The sequence below is a fragment of the Phenylobacterium glaciei genome, assembly GCF_016772415.1.
In the GTDB taxonomy this organism is placed as follows: Bacteria; Pseudomonadota; Alphaproteobacteria; order Caulobacterales; family Caulobacteraceae; genus Phenylobacterium; species Phenylobacterium glaciei.
In genome coordinates this window covers 1491254-1508685 of record NZ_JAGSGD010000001.1, presented here as the reverse complement: position 1 = coordinate 1508685, position 17432 = coordinate 1491254, and the positions used below count along the sequence as shown (strand labels likewise).

The 17432-nt window shown below is 66.3% G+C and carries 17 protein-coding genes and 1 tRNA gene; 6 read left to right on the top strand and 12 right to left on the bottom strand.

What is annotated here, in order from left to right; genetic code table 11:
• Positions 1-289 precede the first annotated feature (289 nt).
• Complete coding sequence (gene galE / locus JKL49_RS07320) at positions 290-1294, bottom strand: UDP-glucose 4-epimerase GalE (protein ID WP_215339425.1); 1005 nt, start codon at positions 1292-1294, stop codon at positions 290-292.
• A 271-nt stretch (positions 1295-1565) separates the two neighbouring features.
• Here galE and JKL49_RS07315 point away from each other — a divergent pair, with 271 nt between their 5' ends.
• Positions 1566-2711 (top strand): hypothetical protein, encoded by a 1146-nt coding sequence (locus tag JKL49_RS07315; RefSeq protein WP_215339423.1) that lies wholly within the window; start codon positions 1566-1568, stop codon positions 2709-2711.
• A 73-nt stretch (positions 2712-2784) separates the two neighbouring features.
• On the opposite strand, the gene JKL49_RS07310 is transcribed toward JKL49_RS07315, so the two are convergent.
• The 5 genes from JKL49_RS07310 to radC form a co-directional block, all read right to left on the bottom strand.
• Entirely contained in the window at positions 2785-4263 is a 1479-nt protein-coding gene (locus JKL49_RS07310) for a sulfotransferase (protein WP_215339421.1), read from the bottom strand.
• The gene (locus tag JKL49_RS07305; protein WP_215339419.1) at positions 4260-4475 is read right to left on the bottom strand and encodes a hypothetical protein; all 216 of its coding nucleotides are present in this window, start codon (positions 4473-4475) and stop codon (positions 4260-4262) included. The genes JKL49_RS07310 and JKL49_RS07305 overlap by 4 nt, the downstream gene beginning before the upstream one ends.
• A 29-nt stretch (positions 4476-4504) precedes the next feature.
• Positions 4505-5938 (bottom strand): arylsulfotransferase family protein, encoded by a 1434-nt coding sequence (locus JKL49_RS07300; RefSeq protein ID WP_215339417.1) that lies wholly within the window; start codon positions 5936-5938, stop codon positions 4505-4507.
• A gap of 74 nt (positions 5939-6012) precedes the next feature.
• Complete coding sequence (locus JKL49_RS07295; protein ID WP_215339415.1) at positions 6013-6729, bottom strand: SapC family protein; 717 nt, start codon at positions 6727-6729, stop codon at positions 6013-6015.
• Positions 6730-7024: 295 nt separating this feature from the next.
• Positions 7025-7768, bottom strand: coding sequence for a RadC family protein (radC, locus tag JKL49_RS07290; RefSeq protein WP_215339413.1), 744 nt, complete (start codon positions 7766-7768; stop codon positions 7025-7027).
• Positions 7769-7936: 168 nt separating this feature from the next.
• Here radC and JKL49_RS07285 point away from each other — a divergent pair, with 168 nt between their 5' ends.
• Complete coding sequence (locus tag JKL49_RS07285) at positions 7937-8227, top strand: hypothetical protein (RefSeq protein WP_215339411.1); 291 nt, start codon at positions 7937-7939, stop codon at positions 8225-8227.
• Between the two features lie 8 nt (positions 8228-8235).
• Here JKL49_RS07285 and map read toward each other — a convergent pair whose 3' ends face one another.
• Positions 8236-9060 carry a type I methionyl aminopeptidase gene (gene map / locus JKL49_RS07280; protein WP_215339409.1) on the bottom strand — a complete coding sequence of 275 codons (825 nt, stop codon included), beginning with the start codon at positions 9058-9060 and terminating at the stop codon, positions 8236-8238.
• Positions 9057-9785: a DNA/RNA nuclease SfsA gene (sfsA, locus tag JKL49_RS07275; RefSeq protein WP_215339407.1), complete on the bottom strand. Its 729-nt coding sequence runs from the start codon at positions 9783-9785 to the stop codon at positions 9057-9059. The genes map and sfsA overlap by 4 nt, the downstream gene beginning before the upstream one ends.
• Positions 9786-9842: 57 nt before the next feature.
• On the opposite strand from sfsA, the gene JKL49_RS07270 reads away from it, so the two are divergent.
• On the top strand, positions 9843-10613 hold the full coding sequence (locus JKL49_RS07270; protein WP_215339405.1) for a competence/damage-inducible protein A: 771 nt from the start codon (positions 9843-9845) through the stop codon (positions 10611-10613).
• An 84-nt stretch (positions 10614-10697) separates the two neighbouring features.
• Here the strand turns inward: JKL49_RS07270 and JKL49_RS07265 are convergent.
• Together JKL49_RS07265 and JKL49_RS07260 are read right to left on the bottom strand one after the other, a co-directional pair.
• Positions 10698-10783: transfer RNA gene (locus JKL49_RS07265), tRNA-Leu, on the bottom strand.
• Positions 10784-10954: 171 nt separating this feature from the next.
• The gene (locus JKL49_RS07260) at positions 10955-11791 is read right to left on the bottom strand and encodes a WecB/TagA/CpsF family glycosyltransferase (protein WP_215339403.1); all 837 of its coding nucleotides are present in this window, start codon (positions 11789-11791) and stop codon (positions 10955-10957) included.
• Positions 11792-11867: 76 nt separating this feature from the next.
• Between JKL49_RS07260 and JKL49_RS07255 the strand changes: the two genes are divergently transcribed.
• The 3 genes from JKL49_RS07255 to JKL49_RS07245 all read left to right on the top strand — a co-directional run bounded on the left by JKL49_RS07255 (position 11868) and on the right by JKL49_RS07245 (position 15643).
• Positions 11868-12635, top strand: coding sequence for an APH(3') family aminoglycoside O-phosphotransferase (locus tag JKL49_RS07255; protein WP_215339401.1), 768 nt, complete (start codon positions 11868-11870; stop codon positions 12633-12635).
• Positions 12635-14086, top strand: coding sequence for a cryptochrome/photolyase family protein (locus JKL49_RS07250; RefSeq protein ID WP_215339399.1), 1452 nt, complete (start codon positions 12635-12637; stop codon positions 14084-14086). Before JKL49_RS07255 ends, JKL49_RS07250 begins: the two co-directional genes overlap by 1 nt.
• A gap of 168 nt (positions 14087-14254) precedes the next feature.
• Positions 14255-15643 (top strand): hypothetical protein, encoded by a 1389-nt coding sequence (locus JKL49_RS07245; RefSeq protein WP_215339397.1) that lies wholly within the window; start codon positions 14255-14257, stop codon positions 15641-15643.
• A gap of 2 nt (positions 15644-15645) precedes the next feature.
• Here the strand turns inward: JKL49_RS07245 and JKL49_RS07240 are convergent, their stop codons facing one another.
• Positions 15646-16458 (bottom strand): transglutaminase-like domain-containing protein, encoded by an 813-nt coding sequence (locus tag JKL49_RS07240; RefSeq protein WP_215339395.1) that lies wholly within the window; start codon positions 16456-16458, stop codon positions 15646-15648.
• An 18-nt stretch (positions 16459-16476) separates the two neighbouring features.
• The gene (locus JKL49_RS07235; RefSeq protein ID WP_215339393.1) at positions 16477-17412 is read right to left on the bottom strand and encodes a transglutaminase family protein; all 936 of its coding nucleotides are present in this window, start codon (positions 17410-17412) and stop codon (positions 16477-16479) included.
• Positions 17413-17432: the final 20 nt, after the last annotated feature.

Sequence of the window (17432 nt, the reverse complement as noted above, 5' to 3'; positions counted from 1 at the left end):
GCACGGAGGGCGGACCTCGGGCGAGCAGGATGGTGGCGGGAATTTTGCGCCCTCGGATGGGGCGACCTGTGTGGGATCAGGACGGGCGCCCGGAAAGGTCAACGACCTTTCGGCGGGCTGGCATGCGCACCCCACCGCCCAGCCCGATTGCACGCATCAGCTAGCCAGGCGCTCGGATGCGATCGCCTCGGTCGCCCCAGTCCAGCCCCACAGAAACGCGCGTCGAAAACGGCGGCATGTCGTCACCCGAACACTCGGGTGTGGCGGCCGTTAAAGGGACGGTTGGGCTCTACTCCACGCCGGCCAGGACAAGGCGATTGGCCTCGGCCTGATGCCAGCGCCACGCCGACTCCACGATCTCGGTCAGCCCATAGCGGGGTGTCCACCCCAGATCAGCCTGGGCCTTCTTGTTGTCCGCCACCAGGGCCGCAGCATCACCAGGCCGCCGTTCAGCCTTAATAACAGTCATGTTTTGGTTGGTGCCGGAGACCGTCCGGATCGTATCGATCAACTCGCGCACGCTCGTGCCACGGCCCGTGCCCAGATTGAAGACATCAGTGGCGCCCCCGGCCAGCAGCCGCTTGAGGGCAAGGACGTGGGCGTCGGCTAGGTCCAGCACGTGGATATAGTCACGCACCGCCGTCCCGTCCGGGGTTGCATAGTCTTCGCCAAAAATCTTGAAGGTCTTGCCGCTGTCCATGGCGGCCTGGATGGCCAGAGGAATAGCGTGGGTCTCGGGATGATGACGCTCTCCGATCCGCCCGTCGAAATCGGCCCCCGCGGCGTTGAAGTAGCGCAGGCTGACGGATCGGAACCCCGCATAGCGGTCCAGATCGGCAAGGATCTGCTCCACCATAAGCTTGGTGCGACCATAGGGATTGACGGGTCGCTGGACGTGGCTCTCATCCATGGGGGTGGTCACGGGGTCGCCATAGGTTGCGCAGGTGGAGGAAAAGACAAAGGCGTCTACCCCTGCCCTCTGCGCCGCCTGAACCAGGTTCAACGCGCCGGCCACATTGTTTTCGTAGAAGCGGGAGGGGTGCAGCACCGACTCTCCCACCTCGATCAGCGCTGCGAAGTGGAGGACCGCCACCGGCTTGTGCGCTGCAAACACCGCGTCCAGCCGTGTGCTATCGCGTATGTCGCCGACTTCTAGAGGCCCCCACTGTACGAATTCCGCATGCCCGTTCGACAGGTTGTCGAAGACGACAGGATTAAAACCGGCTTCTGACAGACGCAGGCAGGTATGGGAGCCGACATAACCAGCGCCGCCGCTAACCAATACAGTCTGCATGAGTCCTCCTGACAGGTCGCAGGTCTTGTGATCTGTCGGACCTGCCCGCGCAAGTCGACTTCCATGGAGCTCAGAGTTTTTTGAAAAAATGAGCATGCCCCTCACAATTTCAGCCGCAATACGCCTTCGTTGCGCCGCAGCGGCCCTGGCCGGGGGGATGCTGCTTGCCTTTATGATCCTTATGACCGCCTCCTCCCCCGCCGCCGCGGGGGTCCGCGTGACCGCTCGTTGCCCGCCTCCGCTCGGGCCGGCGATCCCCAGCGTCCGAAGCTTGGCGAGCTTCGCTGCGGCGCTTGGCGTGAAACTGGGATCGGCCAACGATCAACGCGTGTTCGACGCGGCCGAGGCGGCCATGAAAGCATCCCCCCACGGCCTCTACGTGAAGATTGCGCCGGGCCGCTATCGTCTCCAACGTCTGCGCTTCGGCGCCAACAGCGGCTACTATGCCGACGCCCCCCAGACAGTGATCCTGCAACAGGTTCGGGGATCAGCGGACGCGCGCGAGGAGACCTTCGTCGCGCTGGATGACCCCTATGCCACCAACTGGTTGTTCTGGGGCCTCACCCTGGACGGAGGCTGGCGGTATGGGCGAAGCCCCTATGAAGCCGATCCAGAGAAGGACCCGTGGCTGGATCGGCAGCATGCGATCTCCTTCGCCAACGCGTTCAGCGGGCGCGGAGACGAATGTTTCCGAGCCAACAGCCCCATCGGCGCTCAAACCCCAAGAGGGCGCTATGGCGAACTGCTGATCGCCAACTTCGGCGGCGACGGCCTGAGGGCGAGCGGCGCCGGCAGTCAGACAGCCAGCGCGATACAGATCTTCCGCGTCGGGGGGCGTGGCATGGCCTGGACCACCTATGACAACAACGCCGTCATGATCGACATTGGCGAGACGGGCCGCGAAGGATTCTATTGCGGGCCCAATTGCTCCAGCAACCGCTTTGAGGCGATGAAGATCTGGTACTCTGGCACCCGTCGACGGAAGGGTTCCACGGCCGGCCTTGTTCTCGACCGCGCCAGCAGCAATCGCTTCAGCAGCCTGCAGCTGCAGGACACCACGGGCGATGGTGTGATGATCGACCGCGGTCAGGACAACTCCCTGATGCTGGGCGTCCAGTGGCAGGGGCAAATCGATTGGATGGACGCCCCGGTCGCCGCCCTTGCCCTGAAGGGCGCAAAGAACAACCGCGTCCTACTGAACGCCAGCATGATGTTCTATTCGTCGAAGGCATACCCTGCCGTCCGCTTCCTCGTCCGCGACTTCGCATCAGACGACGGAACATTCGCCAACGGGAACATTCTGGACATCCAATCCGACGGCTGGCCGGAGAGCGCGAAGGCTTTTGAAGGCCCGATGGAGTCAAGTAACCGGCTGAGTCTGGACGGCGTCATGCTGAACGTGCCCGCCAAACCCTAGCATAACTCTCCGATCTGCGGCGGAGACAAGCTCGCCGCCGACGGCGGAGCGTTGCTCGATCGGCCAGTACGGATCAGACCCCGGAGCTGGACAACGCCACGGCGTCCAGCCTCGCCTGGATCGCGCGTGCCCGCTCCAGGCTGGCGGCGTCAACCTGAGGTTCGTCGGCGGCCCTGGACGGCCAGACCTCCCCGGCCCTGGCCGTCAGATCGCCCGGCGCGGCGAGCCCCACCCTGTCGGCCAGCGCCGCGAGAGTCGCGGCCGGAGCATCGCAAAGCGCTTCGTACGAGATGAACACGATAGCTTTCTGGTCTAGGCTAAGGAGATGCTCGTACGCGGCCGACCAATAGTCGAGCCAGGTTTCCAGGCGAGTGAAGTCCGCATCGCCCGATACAGTGTCATCAAAGGCGATTGGCTTCAGATTGGCGCCAAAGTCGTAGTGCCCGATCGCCTCCATGTAGCGGCGTGAAAAATCGTCACGTCCATGCAACTCCAGGAAGTTGAGATGCTGACGCAACAGTGAGGCGGCGTGGGCCAACGGATCACGGTAGGGGGCCAAGACCACGGCATCGGGAAACATCGCTGCGACGGCGGCAAGGCGCGCGATGTTGCCGTTGTTTTTCGAAAGGTAGCGTGTCGCATTCGGCGCGTCCGTGCGCCGTATGGCGATCAGCTTGCGCATCTGCGAGCGGAAGGCCTCGGGGAAATCGCGATCGACCTGCCGACCCCACAACGGCAGGGTGGCGTTCCGATACCGCTCCGGATGAAAGGTGCGCCACAGGACCTCCTCGAAGGCCTCGGGGCTCTCGATTCCGATCTCGACGCCATCGCCGTGCGCGCGCGCCTGAGGGGCCACCAAGTCCCGGTTGCGGGGCGAGAGGGCCCGCCAGAACATGGGGGCCAACAGGAAGGGCATGTCCCGATAGCGGTAGCTGGCGAATTCGCCGGTAGCCTCCAGGAGTTGAAGCAGCAAGGTCGTGCCCGCCCGCGGAAGCCCGGCGACGAAGACCGGCCGCTTGGTCTCAAGGCCGCGCAACTCGCGAGCGAAGACCACCACTTCGATATCCGCCAGCGCGACCTGCAACGGCCAGGTGGCGAAGGCCAGGACATGCAGCAGGCGCTCCACGCGACTGTATCGATGGCGCCACCCATCCACGGCCGGCGCTGGGCGGTGGGCCACTATCCACGCCAGCACCACGCCGGTGAGAGTGGTGGCGACCAGAAACCCTGGGGAAAGGCTGGTGGCTATCACCTTGTCGAAGGCGACCAATCGCGCCCGGTCCAGCAGCCAGAGAGCCAGCAGCGGTGCGCCCAAGGCCGCGATCAGAATGGCGGTGATGCGCAGACACAGTGCGCCCATGCCCGCGGCCATGCGCCTAGACAAGGCCTCGCGGCCGTCATCATTCAGGGTCGGCCACTGGGACCGGGCTTCTCGACTCAGCGCCAGCATCCGGCCGACGACAGGCCCGGCTTTCAAAAGCGCTGCGATCGCAATGGCCGCGACCACCAGCAGCACGGCGCCTGGCAGGCCGCTGCCAAGCAGCCTGCTCATGTGGGTTCGTCGTCCGAGGTCTTGGTCCGGAAGCGACGGATCAGGCGCTTCAATGGATACCAGGCGAACCCGAGGATCCCGAAGAGCACCGCGCCGACCAAGCTGAAGAACGACGCGATGGCGCCGAGGCCAAGGCCCGGCCCGACATAGGCAAACGCCGGCCCGGGGGTCAGCAGGGCCAAGGCCATCAGGCATCCGAAATAGGCGAACATGGCTTTGCGGCGAAGGCGTTCGGGCTTGATCATGGCTTGTCGGCTTTCGGGCAGGCGGCGGAGAGCTCGGCCAGCCGCGCTTCCGAGAGGACGCCGGGCGGAATTCTCTGGGCATCTTCCAGCAGGCCGGCCAAACCGTCCTTGATTATGTTGTTGTATGTCCAAACCACATGCCCCTCGCGGTCCACTTCTATGGCCCGGCCCTTGACCGCCTCGGTCACGAGCAGACCGCCATTCTCAAGCTGGTGCTGTTTGCCCATGATATAGGTGAAAAAGGGGTGTTCGGCATTGCCTTCGAACAACACCTTCTCGCTGTTGTGGGCGACGGAATAGAGTAAAATTCGGCTCGATGCTTGCTCGTCTGGCGCACCGATGTTGTTGTTGTCGAACACCGAAATGGTGGAGCCATCGACAAAACGGGTGTCGTGCTGGCGCACAAACCGGCCTGCGATCACAGTCTTGATCAGGTGGGTGCGCTGATCGATGACAATCACGGTGTTGATATTGCGCATCGAGACCATGATATCGCCGGGCTTGAATATTCCAGGCGTCATTGACGCAGGAAACACCTCCACGCGATTGACGTGCAGGGTGTCCCCGGTCACCTGCGGCCGGTCATTGTCCTGTGACATCTGGTACAGGAGACCAGTGTATCCGCTCCGCTGGATGACGTTGAACATGTCCAGTTCCTCGACCACCTTGCCCTGGGGCGAGACCTTCAAAATCTTGTAGTCAAAGAACGGCGGCTTGTAGCCGGGCAGGTCGGGCCGAGGCTGGTGAGCGATCTTGGCCTCCGAGGTCCAGAAATAGCCGTCCTCGTCACGGAACAGGGAGTGATGCGTCTGTCGCGGCAGCCGCCACTTGGTACGCCCGCAGATATCGACCTGCATGGTTCCGAGATATTCATAGTTGAACGTCAGGTCGCCATTCGGCGAGAGCGACATTCCGTGAATGTGAGTGCCCGGTCGCTGCTTGGGACGTTCGTCCGCCGGAACATGGACGGGGTTCGGCCAGTGCGAGAAGAAGTCGAGATCCCACGTGTGATGGGCTCGGCCCTGCGCATCTACCAGTTTCACGAAGAGAGCGCCGCGATCACCAACGCCGCTCAGCATCGTCAGCCCAGGCTGCATCGCCTCCGGCTTGAGGACGGTGATGGTCTGCTTCGCGGTCGTCTTGGCGTAGGGCACGGAGACGTGGCCGATGACCGTCGCCACGGCCTTCTTGGCTGGAACCACGGCCGCGTGGACCAGATCAGCGGGAAACAGATCATATTCCTGCGAACCGACCCCGTAGAGATACGAGAAAAGGGCGACGCCCCAAAACATCGACAGGAGAGGAAGCCAATTGTGTCTCAATGCACGTCGCCCGGATACTGGATGAAGAGCGACCACACTTTCGGTCACCTCACCGGCGCGTCGCTTCACGCCACGCAAGAGGAATACTGTTTCGCGCCAAGCGAGCAACCTTCACCTTCAGGTCGTCTAGGTTAAATTGATTTCCACCTAAGAGCCGAAGCTCCAATAGGGCCCCTCTGCGCCTATTTGGCCGTTTCGAGCAGCATGTCGCCCAGGCGCGGCCAGTTGAGGCCCGACAAGATCTGGGCGTAGACCGCGCCTAGCCAGCCCTGGCGCTTGAGGAGCGCATGGGCTTCATCAGGCAGGGCCGCAAACTTGACCTCGTCAATGCCCGCTAGGCCCTCCAGCTGGATCTCGCGACCGTCCGGCAAAATCGCACCTGCGGTACGCTCAACAAGGATCCCGCAGGCAATCAGGGCCTCGACGAAAGGTCCTGTCGCAAGATGTTCGGCGCGATGATGCTTGCAAAAACTGAAAGCTTCCTGAGTCATGGCCGAAGGCGCGCCGTTGGCGAAAAGGGGACGGCCGCCCGCGGGGACCAAGACCTCAGGGTCGTCCTCAACACAGAGCTGCACGCTTCGACCGTCCGGGTCTTCGGCCAGGATGAAGGGGTAGCGACGGACATATGCCGGGATGTAGCAGCCGCTACGCCAAGCTCCATGGGCGTCAACAAACAGGTTCTGGTCGGCCATGAGCCCGACGATCGCAACCGGCGTGACAGCTCCATCCACGGTAAACACGATGGGATAGGATAGGGCCGCGGCCGGGATTTCAGACAGGCTGATCGGAATGGCGTTGGTGTTACGCGCGAAGCCGTAGTCGAACGTCTCCGCCAGCCCCGCCGCGCCATGCGCGGCCGGGTGAAGCGCAACCGGATTCTGATAGAAAAGTGGTCTCATCGCGACACGAATAGCTCCCCCAAGCCATTCCGCCTGCAAACCTCAGGCCGCAGACGATATACCGTTAAAACACGCGATCACGAATTACGCCATCCTGCGGCTCTTTTCTGCTGCCTGGCCGGTCGCCACGGACTGGAGTCCGTCGTGCTGGCTTCGTGCGCGCACGCCATGGCCCAGGGGTGCTTCCGCCACGAGGAAGCAGGCGCCAGACCGTCAGTGGACGATCGCATTGAACATCACGTCGCGGCCCGACGCTTAGCCTGTGGACGGCCGCGACGTCCGGGCCTGGACAGGGCTAAAACAGCCCCAGCGCCTTGAAGCTGGCCACCCCGTCGCGGCCCACCACCAGATGGTCATGGATGGCGATGCGCAGAGACCGGCCCGCCTCGACGATCTCGCGGGTCATCTGAACGTCGGCGCCGGACGGCGTGGGATCGCCGCTGGGGTGGTTGTGCACCAGGATCAGCGCGCTGGCCGATAGCTCCAGCGCCCGTCGCATCACCTCGCGCGGATAGACGGGCGCGTGATCGACCGTGCCATGGTTCATCACCTCGTCGGCGATCAGCTGGTTCTTCTTGTCCAGGAACAGCACCCGGAACTGCTCGCGCGGTTCGTGGGCCAAGGCGGTGCGGACATAGGCCGAAAGCGCGCTGGAGGACGAGATCACCGTGCGCTTGACCACCGCAGCCTTGCCGACCCTAAGCGCCGCCTCCTGCAGCAGCTTCAGGTCCAGGGCCACGGCGTCGCCGACCCCGCCCACTGTCTTCAGCTCGTCCAGCGAAGCGCCCAGCACTCCCGGGAGGGACCCAAACCGCGCCAGCAGCGCCTTGGCCAGGGGTTTGACGTCGCCGCGCGGGATGGTTCGGAACAGGTAGAGCTCCAGAAACTCATAGTCGGGCAGACCCGAAAAACCCCCGGCCCGCGTCCGGTCCCGCAGCCGGTCGCGGTGGCCGAGATAGTGCGGCTTGGTCTTGGCGACGGGTCTGGCGGGGAAGAGCTCACCGCTCCAGGCTTCCTGAAGTTCGCCACCGTCCGCCATGGAACCGCTCCGCAACCGTTCGTCGGGTCAATGTTCCTTATTCGTTCCAGTTTTGCAAGACCGGGCGAGGCGCATCGACGCAGCTAACCGCTCGGTAACTACGCACAGAGACGATTTGTTAGACTCAAAGTGGTCAAGGTTGAGTCGTTCGTGGAGACCCCCCAAGCGATGGCCCGCCCCCAGAAACGCGTTGAAGAGGCCTACGAGGCTCTCGACATCCCGCCGGTCCCCGCCGAGGCCTGGGTTCTTGCCCCATCGCCGGTGCGCCTGGCCGACGGCGCCTTCGATCCCGTCGACAGTCCGGCTCGCCGCCTGCAGGCCGACCTGGCGGCCAGCTTCACCGAACAGCGCGCCGACGATCACCGCTGGTCGCCGCGCCGATCGCTGGCCTTCATTACGGTGGGCAGTCTGCTCGGTTGGGCCGGCTTGATCGCCGCCGCCCGGGCGATGTTCTTCTGACGTAAGCCTCAGTCACCCTGCACGGGCGGCTTGAACAGGCCTTGCGGCGACAGGGTGAAGACCTCGTAGCCGGTCTCCGTCACGCCCACCGAATGCTCGCACTGGGCCGACAGCGACTTGTCGCGGGTCACCGCCGTCCAGCCATCCGCCAGGATCTTCACCGGGTGCTTGCCCAGGTTCACCATCGGTTCGATGGTGAAGAACATGCCCGGCCGCAGCAGCTCGCCAGTGTTTTTGTGGCCGAAGTGCAGGATGTTGGGGGCGTCGTGGAAGACGCGGCCCAGGCCGTGGCCGCAGAAGTCGCGCACCACCGAGCAGCGCTGGGCCTCCACATACTGTTGGATCGCAAAGCCGATGTCGCCGGTCCGGGCCCCGGGCTTCACCGCGTCCAGGCCACGCTGCATGGCCTCATAGGTCACATCGATCAGCCGCTTGGCGCGCGGCGCGATGGGGCCGACGCCGTACATGCGGCTGTGGTCCCCGTGCCAGCCGTCTACAATACAGGTGACGTCGATATTGGCGATGTCGCCCTCGCGCAGGGCCCGCTCACTGGGAATGCCGTGGCAGACCACGTGATTGACCGAGATGCAGACCGTCTTGGTGTAGCCGCGATAGCCCAGGCAGGCTGGCAGGGCCTTGTGATCCAGGATGAATTCCCGCGCCAGCCGGTCCAGCTCATCGGTGACCACGCCGGGCACGACGTAGGGCGTCAGCAAATCCAGACACTCGGCGGCCAGCTTGCCGGCGACGCGCATGCCCTCGAACCCCTCCGGGCCATGGACGCGGATCTCGCCGGTGCGGGTTTCAGCCTCGAGGACGTCGTTGAGGGTCATGGTCTCTGCTCCGCGACAACCGGGGCGTCGCGCCAAGGAATGCGATGGGTGATGCGGATGGCGTCTGCACCGATGTGGCAAGCATAGCACAAAACCTCAACCCCTGCCTGCGCCGCGTCGATCAGGCCCGCGGCGTATTTGGGGTCGAGCTCGGCGCAGGCGGCGAAGACGTCGCAGTCGGTGCGTTGGATCACGAACAGCATCACCGCCCGGTGGCCTTGGGCCGCCATGGCCTTCAGTTCGCCAAGGTGCTTCAGCGACCGCGCCGCCACGCAGTCAGGGAATTCGGCCAGGGTCCCGCCGCGCTTCAGGTGACTGTTCTTCACTTCCAGCCAGCAGGGCGGGCGATTCGGGCTCTCCAAGAGGAAGTCGATGCGGCTTGCCACGCCGTAGTTCACCTCGCGGCGGACCCCGGCATAGCCCGAGAGCTCGGGGATCCGGTCGGCCTCCAGCGCCTCGGCCACCAGCCTGTTGGGGTGCATGGTGTTGATCCCCACAAGCCCGCCATCGACCTCGACGATCTCCAGGGTGTGGGCGAGCTTGCGCTTGGGATTGTCGGACTTCGATATCCACACCGGGAAGCCCGGCGTGTTCAGCCCCAGCATGGCACCGGGATTGGGACAGTGGGTGGTCAGTTCCGTGCCGTCGTCCAGCACCACGTCGGCGAAGAAGCGCTTATAGCGACTGACCAGCCGGCCACGAACGAGCGGTTGCGGGAAGTCCATGGGCGGGGTTAGTCCGATACGCTAAGCGGAAGCCTGATCTAGGTGAGGAGAGCGGCGATGGGTAGTCCGGCGGCAGACGGGGCGGTGACGGCCGCGGTGCTGATCATCGGCGACGAGATTCTTTCGGGCCGCACCCAGGACACCAACCTGCGCGATATCGCCCTCTATCTGGGGGTCCACGGGGTGGACCTGATGGAGGCGCGCACGGTCTCAGACGTCCACGAGGAGATCATCGCCGCCCTTGATGCGCTCCGTACCCGCTACGACTACGTCATCACCACCGGCGGCATCGGGCCCACCCACGACGACATCACCGCCGACGCGGTGGCCGCCGCCTTCGGCGTCGAACTCTACGAGCACCCCGACATCATCGCCATGATGACCGCCCGCTGGGGCTCCGAGCCCAACGCCGCGCGGCGGCGGATGGCCCGGGTGCCGGTGGGTGGCGACCTGGTGAAGAACCCGGTCCAGGGCCCGCCCGGATTCACCATTGGCAATGTCTTCGTCCTGGCCGGGGTGCCGCAGATCATGCGTGGCATGCTGGAGGACGTCGGCCACCGCCTGAAGGGCGGCGCGGTGGTGATCAGCCGCACAGTCCGTGTCGAAGGCTCCGGCGAAGGCGTCATCGCCGCGCCGCTGGAGACGGTGGCCAAGGCGCACCCGGCGATGAGCCTGGGGAGCTATCCGTTCTACGGGGAGGGCGGTTACGGCTCAAACCTGGTGCTGCGGGGGCGGGATACTGCTGAGCTCGAAGCGACGGTCAAAGAGCTGATCGCGGCGCTTGACGCGGCCGGTGTGACGACCGTGCGGGAAGTCGTGGCCGCCTGAGGCCGCGGGTGATGGCCGGCTAAAACACGGGTTTTCGGGTTGCGCCATGCCACAACCTGCAGCGCGGCGGGTGGTCGCGGGACTTGGTAGGGACACCGGGGGTCGAACCCGGACGGGCGATGCCCAACAGATTTTAAGTCTGGCGCGTCTACCAGTTCCGCCATGTCCCCGCGCGGTGCGCGGCGCGACGGTAGGGCATTGGTCCGGATGAGGCCATACCGCGCCGGGCGACTTCCTCGCCGGGTTTGTTTTCCGCTGGGCGGGGATCGCGATTTGAAGTGTTTGGAGCCCCATGCGCGACAGGCGCCCGGCCGATCCGATCGGTGACTCCCGTCCGGCCCCTAGGCCGACGTCGTAATCCGCAGGGGTTCGCGGCGGCGCGCGATGGCCGCGCGGATATCCTTGAACGCCAGGGGCAGCAGGGCCCAGGGCTCCAGGCAGTAGCGGGTGAACATCCGCCGCGGCTCCTGGGCCAGACGGAAGGCCCAGACCAGACCCGCGTCGCTCATCCAGGGCGGCGGCGCCACCTGAACGTCGGCCTCGTAGTCGAAGGCCGCGCCTACCGGCATGATCACGCAGTTCGGCAGGGCCTCAAGATTGGCTTCGATCCAAAGTTCCTGGCGCGGCATGCCCATGCCGACGAACAGGATGTCGGGCTTGAAGGCGGCGATCTGCGCCAGGGCCTCGGCGTTGCCGGCCGAGCCGGGGGTGGCGTCGAAATAGCCGTCACGGCCGCCGATGACCGCGCCGGGATACTTGGCCATCAGGCGCTCCGACGCGGTCTCCACCACGCCCGGCGCCCCGCCGATGTAAAAGACGCGATACTGCTTGGCGCCGACCATCGTCCAGAACAGGGGCCGGAAGTCGACATAGCTGCAGCGATGGAAGGTGCGGCTGGGCATCCCCAGCAGCCGGGCGAAGAAGATCACCGGGGTGGAGTCCATCTCCACCAGATCGGCCTTGGCGAAGAAGCTGGCCAGCTCCGGGCGCGTCTTCAGCAGATAGAGGCTATGGCTGTTGTGGTTGGCGATAATCGCCTTCTTGCCCGCGCCGATGAAGCGGCCGATGTGGTGCATCACCTCCTCAGGCCGCACCAGGTCGATGTCGCCCCCCAGGATGTGGATACGTTCGGTGGTCCGGCGGGCGGTGCGGAATTCGAGAGGCTGGGAGCCGTCCATCGGGTTTGGGCTTCCGTCGTTAGCGTTCAGAGGCGAAAGACTAGCGCCCCGCGCTTAACAAAGGGCTGAAGTGGTGGTGCGTATCGAACGGGTGCTGGCGGCGGCGGGCCTGGCGACAGGCGATGCGCCCGAGGTCACCGATCATGGCCGGTCGGGTGACCTGGTGGCCCGCTGCGGCGACGCCTTCGTCAAGATCGCCCGCAGATCGGAGACCTGGAACGCCCGGGCCTTGGAGCGCGAAAGCGCGGTCCTGCGGTGGCTTGCCGGCAAGGCGCCGGTCCCGCAAGTGCTGTGGTCGGGCGCTGTGGCCGATGACCTCGCCCTGGTCATGCGGGCCGCGCCGGGGACCGCCGTGTCCCATGTCCCGGAGGCTGACGCCGAGGCGGCCCTGACCGCCACAGTCCGCACCCTGGCCGCCCTGCACGCCCTCTCCATCGCCGGCTGCCCCTTCGATCAGCGGCTCTCCCTCAAGCTGGCGGAGGCGGAGGCCCGGGTCGCGGGCGGCGCGGTGGACGAGAGCGACTTCGACGCCGAGCGCCTGGGTCTGACGGCGGCGGAGGCCTGGGCTCGGCTCACCGCCGCGATTCCCGCCACCGAGGACCTTGTCCTGGCGCACGGTGACGCCAGCCTGCCCAACTTCATCTGGGGCGCCAATGTGACCCTCATCGACCTCGGCCGCTTCGGGATCGCCGACCGCTATCAGGACCTGTCGCTGTTCCTCCGCTCGGCCCAGCGCAACCATCCCCAGGTCGACGCCGTACATCTGCTGGCGACCCACTACCCCCTCACCGATCTGGATGCGGTCCGCCTCGCCTTCTACCAGTTCCTCGACGAGTTCTTCTGATGCCCGCACCCACCATCGTCTGGTTCCGCCGCGACCTGCGCCTGGCCGACAACCCGGCGCTGGAGGCGGCGGTCCGCGCCGGCGGGCCGGTGATCGCGCTCTATGTGCTGGACGAGACTCCGGACCTTCGCGCGCCCGGCGCAGCCTCGCTTTGGTGGCTCGACAAGTCCCTGGCCTCCCTGGCCGCCAGCCTGGAAGCGATCGGCTCGCGCCTCATCCTGCGGCGGGGCGTGGCCGCCGACCTCGTCGGCGAGGTCGCCACCGAGACCGGCGCGTCCGGTGTCGTCTGGAACGCCATCTTCGATCCCGGCTATCCCGAGCGTGACGCGGCGCTTGCCGAAATCCTGAAGGCCGAAGGCGTCGAGCCCCGCCGTTTCAATGGCGGCCACCTGTTGAACCTGGACGCCGTGAAGACCAAGGCCGGCGGCGACTTCAGCGTGTTCACGCCGTTCTGGCGCGCGGCGCGGCAGATGGTCAGCGACGCCGCGATCGCCTCGCCGACCGCCCTGCCAGCGCCAGAGCTCTGGCCCGCTTCCGACACCCTGGCCGATTGGCGCCTGCATCCGACCGCTCCGGACTGGTCGGCAGGCTTCGGCGACTGGCGGCCCGGCGAGACCGGCGGCCACGAGGCGCTTGAGACCTTCACCGACCAGGCCTTGAAGACCTATTCCACCGACCGTGACCGCCCCGCGGTAGAGGGCACGTCACGCCTGTCCCCGCACCTACACTTCGGCGAGATCAGCCCGAAGGCCGGCTGGCGGGCCGCAGAGGCCGCCGCCCACCACGGCCAGACCAGCGACGGCGAGGCGGAGAAGTTCCTGGCCGAACTGGGCTGGCGCGAGTTCAACACCGCCATCGCGCGGCGCGGCGACCTGGCCACCACCAACTTCGATGCGAAATTCGACGCCTTCCCCTGGCGCGACGACCCGGCCGGCCTGGAGGCCTGGACGCGCGGCGCCACCGGCTACCCCATCGTCGACGCCGGCATGCGCCAGCTCTGGACCACCGGCTGGATGCACAATCGCGTCCGCATGATCACCGCCTCCTTCCTCACCAAGCACCTGCTGATCGACTGGCGGGCCGGCGAGCAGTGGTTCTGGGACACCCTGGTGGACGCCGACCACGCCTCCAACGCCGGCAACTGGCAGTGGGTGGCGGGTTCAGGCGCGGACGCCTCGCCCTATTTCCGCATCTTCAACCCCCAGCTCCAAAGCGAGAAGTTCGATCCTCCCGGGGACTACATCCGCCGCTGGGTCCCCGAACTGGCCCGCCTGCCCGCCAAGGTGATCCACGCGCCGTGGATGGCGTCGCCCCCGGTGCTGGCGGGGTCGGGGGTGAAGTTGGGGACGACCTATCCCCGGCCCATCGTCGACCACGCCTTCGCCCGGCAGCGGGCGCTGGACGCCTATGGCGAGATGCGCGGCAGGTCGCCTGTGGACGCCAACGACTAGGTCGGTGACGCCGTCGTCGGCGCGACCGGCGCAGGCTCCTTCATCGAGGTTCTGGCGCCCGACCAAGCTCGTGGTTATCGTGGGCTGATATCTGTTGGGGGACAGACATTGGTTGGGAATGGACGTTCGGGCCCGTGTGGGCGTGGGGGAGTTTTCGTCCTAGGCCTGGTGGCGCTCAGCCTCGCGGCCACCTCCGCAGAGTCCGCCGCCAAACGTCGCCGCCCGCCGGCCAAGGCCGTCCCCGCGCCCGCGGCCCCGGTGGATTCCTACGCCGCCGAGCGCGCGGAGATCGCCGCCTGGCGCGACCGGCTGCTGTCGTCGGGTTTCGCGCCCGAGCGCACCCTGGTGATCCTTGCCGACGGCACGATGCCAAGGTTCGGCCAGAAGGCCTGTGACAAGGACGCGGCCCCCGCCACGGTCGCCCTGGAAATCCGGCCGAAGGGCGGCAAGGGGCGCCCAGGGGAGGACCACCGGATGATCGGCTATCGCGGCGAGAGCGGCGCCTGGTGCATGGCCGCCGGCGTCGGGGTGATCACGTTCGCCGACGGTTCGCGCTGGCTGGGTCAGGTGTCGACGGCGGGCGCCGCCGGCGGGGGACGCAACTTCCTGCCCCGACCTGACGGGCTGGGCGAGATGATCGCTCAGGATGGGATCCGCACACCTCAGAAGGTCGCCGCCCGAGCCGATATCCTGTGGGGCTTCGATGTGCGCGAGGCGCTTCCGCCGGCGCCCGGAGCGGTCCAAGCGCTTGCCGCCGGCGCGCCGCGGCCGCCGCCACCAGGACCTGTCGCCAAGGCGCCGGAACAGGCCTCCGAGAAAGCTTCGGTCAAACCTGCCACACGGCTGGCGGAAAGCGCACCGACGGCGGCTCCGGCAGGCCCGCCATCGGCGACCCGGGCGTCTGTCGGTTTGCTCAGCGGCTTCGCGGCTGCGAAGCCCGGGTCGGCTCCAGCGGCCACGCAAGGGCGCCCTGCGGTCGCGAGCATCTTCGGCTTGGTGGCGGGCGGCGCATCCCCGCGTCCCGCAAGTGCGCCGCCCGTGACTCCCGTCAGGCTGACCACGCCACCGCCTGCCATCAGGGTCTCACCGACCATGGCGGCCGCTAAGACCGCGATGGCCAAGCCGCGCCAGGCATTCGATGTGATCGAAGGCACAAGCGGACTCTACATGTCGCCCTTCACCTCAGACGGGGTGACGGCCGCGTGGATCACCAAGTCCATGCAGGTCAAGGCGGCTGGCCAGATCGGCTCCATGGCCGGCAACTACCTGGGTCAGAAGGCGATGGAACAGGTGCCCTTCGTCGGCGGGTTCCTGGGCAAGAAGGCCGGCCAGGCGGTGGGGCGACAGGTGGCGCTCAGCGCCATCGGCGGCGATGCCTTCCTGCGTTCATCCACCGACCTGTCGTTCAACAGCGCCGAGGCGCTGGTCGGCTGGACCCTGGCCAACTACGGCTCGCGGGACGACATTGCCCAGGTCATGCAGGCGGTGATCGCCATCTATCCCGATGTGCAGACGCCCTATCTGGTCGCCGCCCAGCAGATGAGGAAAAAGCCCTGAGGTCAGGCCGCGTCGGGCAGGTCGTAGCTGACCACCTTGAAGCCGCTGAGGATCGCGGGTCCGAAGGTGTTGGCGATGGCGACGTCGGTGGCGTCGCGGCCGCGGGCGATCAGCACGCGGCCGATGCGCGGCTTGTTGTTGCGGGCGTCGAAGGCGTGCCACTTGCCGCCCAGATAGACCTCGAACCAGGCGCTGAAATCCATCTCGCCGACGATGGGCACACCGATGTCGCCGAGGTAGCCCGTGCAATACCGCGCCGGGATGTTCATGCAGCGGCAGAAGGCGACGGCCAGATGGGCGTAGTCGCGGCAGACGCCGCGGCCTTCGCAATAGGCCTCGAAGGCGGTCATGGTCGGCCGGGCGTGCTCGTAGCCGAACTTGATGTGGTTGTGCACCCAGTCGACGATGGCCTGGACGCGGGGCCAGCCTGGCTCGGTCCCCTGGAACATTGACCAGGCGATGTTGCTCAGCCGGTCGGTCTCGCAGTAGCGGCTGCCCAGCAGGAAGACGAGCACCTCATCGGGCAGCTCCTCCACCGGCGCCTGGAGGGCAAAGGGCGAGATCACGTCGGGCTTGCCGTCGTCGGCGATGATGAAGTCGGCCGACAGGATCAGGCGTCCAGCCGGCGCCAGGATGCGGCTGCAGATGTTGCCCCAGGTGTCCAGGTACTGGCGGACGTCCAGCATGGGGTCGGTGCGCAGCCAGTCGGGGGTTTCGAGGTCGTGGCGCCGCGTCGGATGGACGCTCAGCATCAGCAGCATCGGAACCGGCGCCGGGCAGTCGTAGATGATCTCGAAGCCCGTTTGAATGCGCATCAGGGTCCTGGTTTACAGCTATCCGCCAGCGCCAATGGCTCGCGCTTGGATAGGTTGCACATCGAGCTCGCCTTCATCGCGGACATCAACCTCGACCTGCATGTCGAGATAGTCTGCGGGCAGGCCTGACCAGCTTCCGTACAGCGGCACCGCCTGGCGCGGGTCGCGGGCGATGGCCACGCGCACCAGGTCGGCATTGCCGACGATGCCGTTGGTGGGATCGAACTCCACCCAGCCGCAGGCCGGCAGATAGACCCGCACCCAGGCGTGGGTGTGGCCGGCGCTGGCCCGGCCGAGCCCCGCGCCCACCATGGGACTGTAGATGTAGCCGGAGACGAAACGGGCGGCGAGGCCGAGGCTCCGGGCGGCCTCCATCATCAGGACGGCGTAGTCGCGGCAGGTCCCACTGCGCAGGGCCAGGGTCTCCAGGGGATCCTGGATGCCGCGGGCCAGGCGGGAGTTGTACTTGAACTCGGCATAGATGGCCTGAGTCATGTCGCTAAGGAGGGTCTGCAGGCTGGTCTTGCCCACCGGCTTCACGAACCGCCGCGCCCAGACGTCGATCAGGCCCTGCGGGTCGGGGTAGGAACGTTGCATCGAGAGCTGGAGATCGGGCAGATCCTCGGGGCTGTAGTCGAAGGGCATGGCGCCGGTATAGACCTCGACCTCCCCCTCGACGTCGGCGAAGGCCGGCAGGGGTGTGTGCTCCAACCGCACATGACTGTCGAACACCAGGTGATCGGTGCGGCCGGTGAAGGTCGCCACGCCCACGCAGTTGCCGAACACATCGTGCACCGAACGCAGGCGCGCGGGTGTGGGACTGATCGTGAGGTCACAGGCCAGGATGCGCTGGTCGTAGCTCTCGCGCGGCCGCAGCATCATGCGATGTTCGCCAAGCGCCACCGGATTGCGGTAGCGATAGCGGGTGAGGTGGCGGATCGAGAGGATCGGCATTGGGCGAGCGTGAGGCCAAT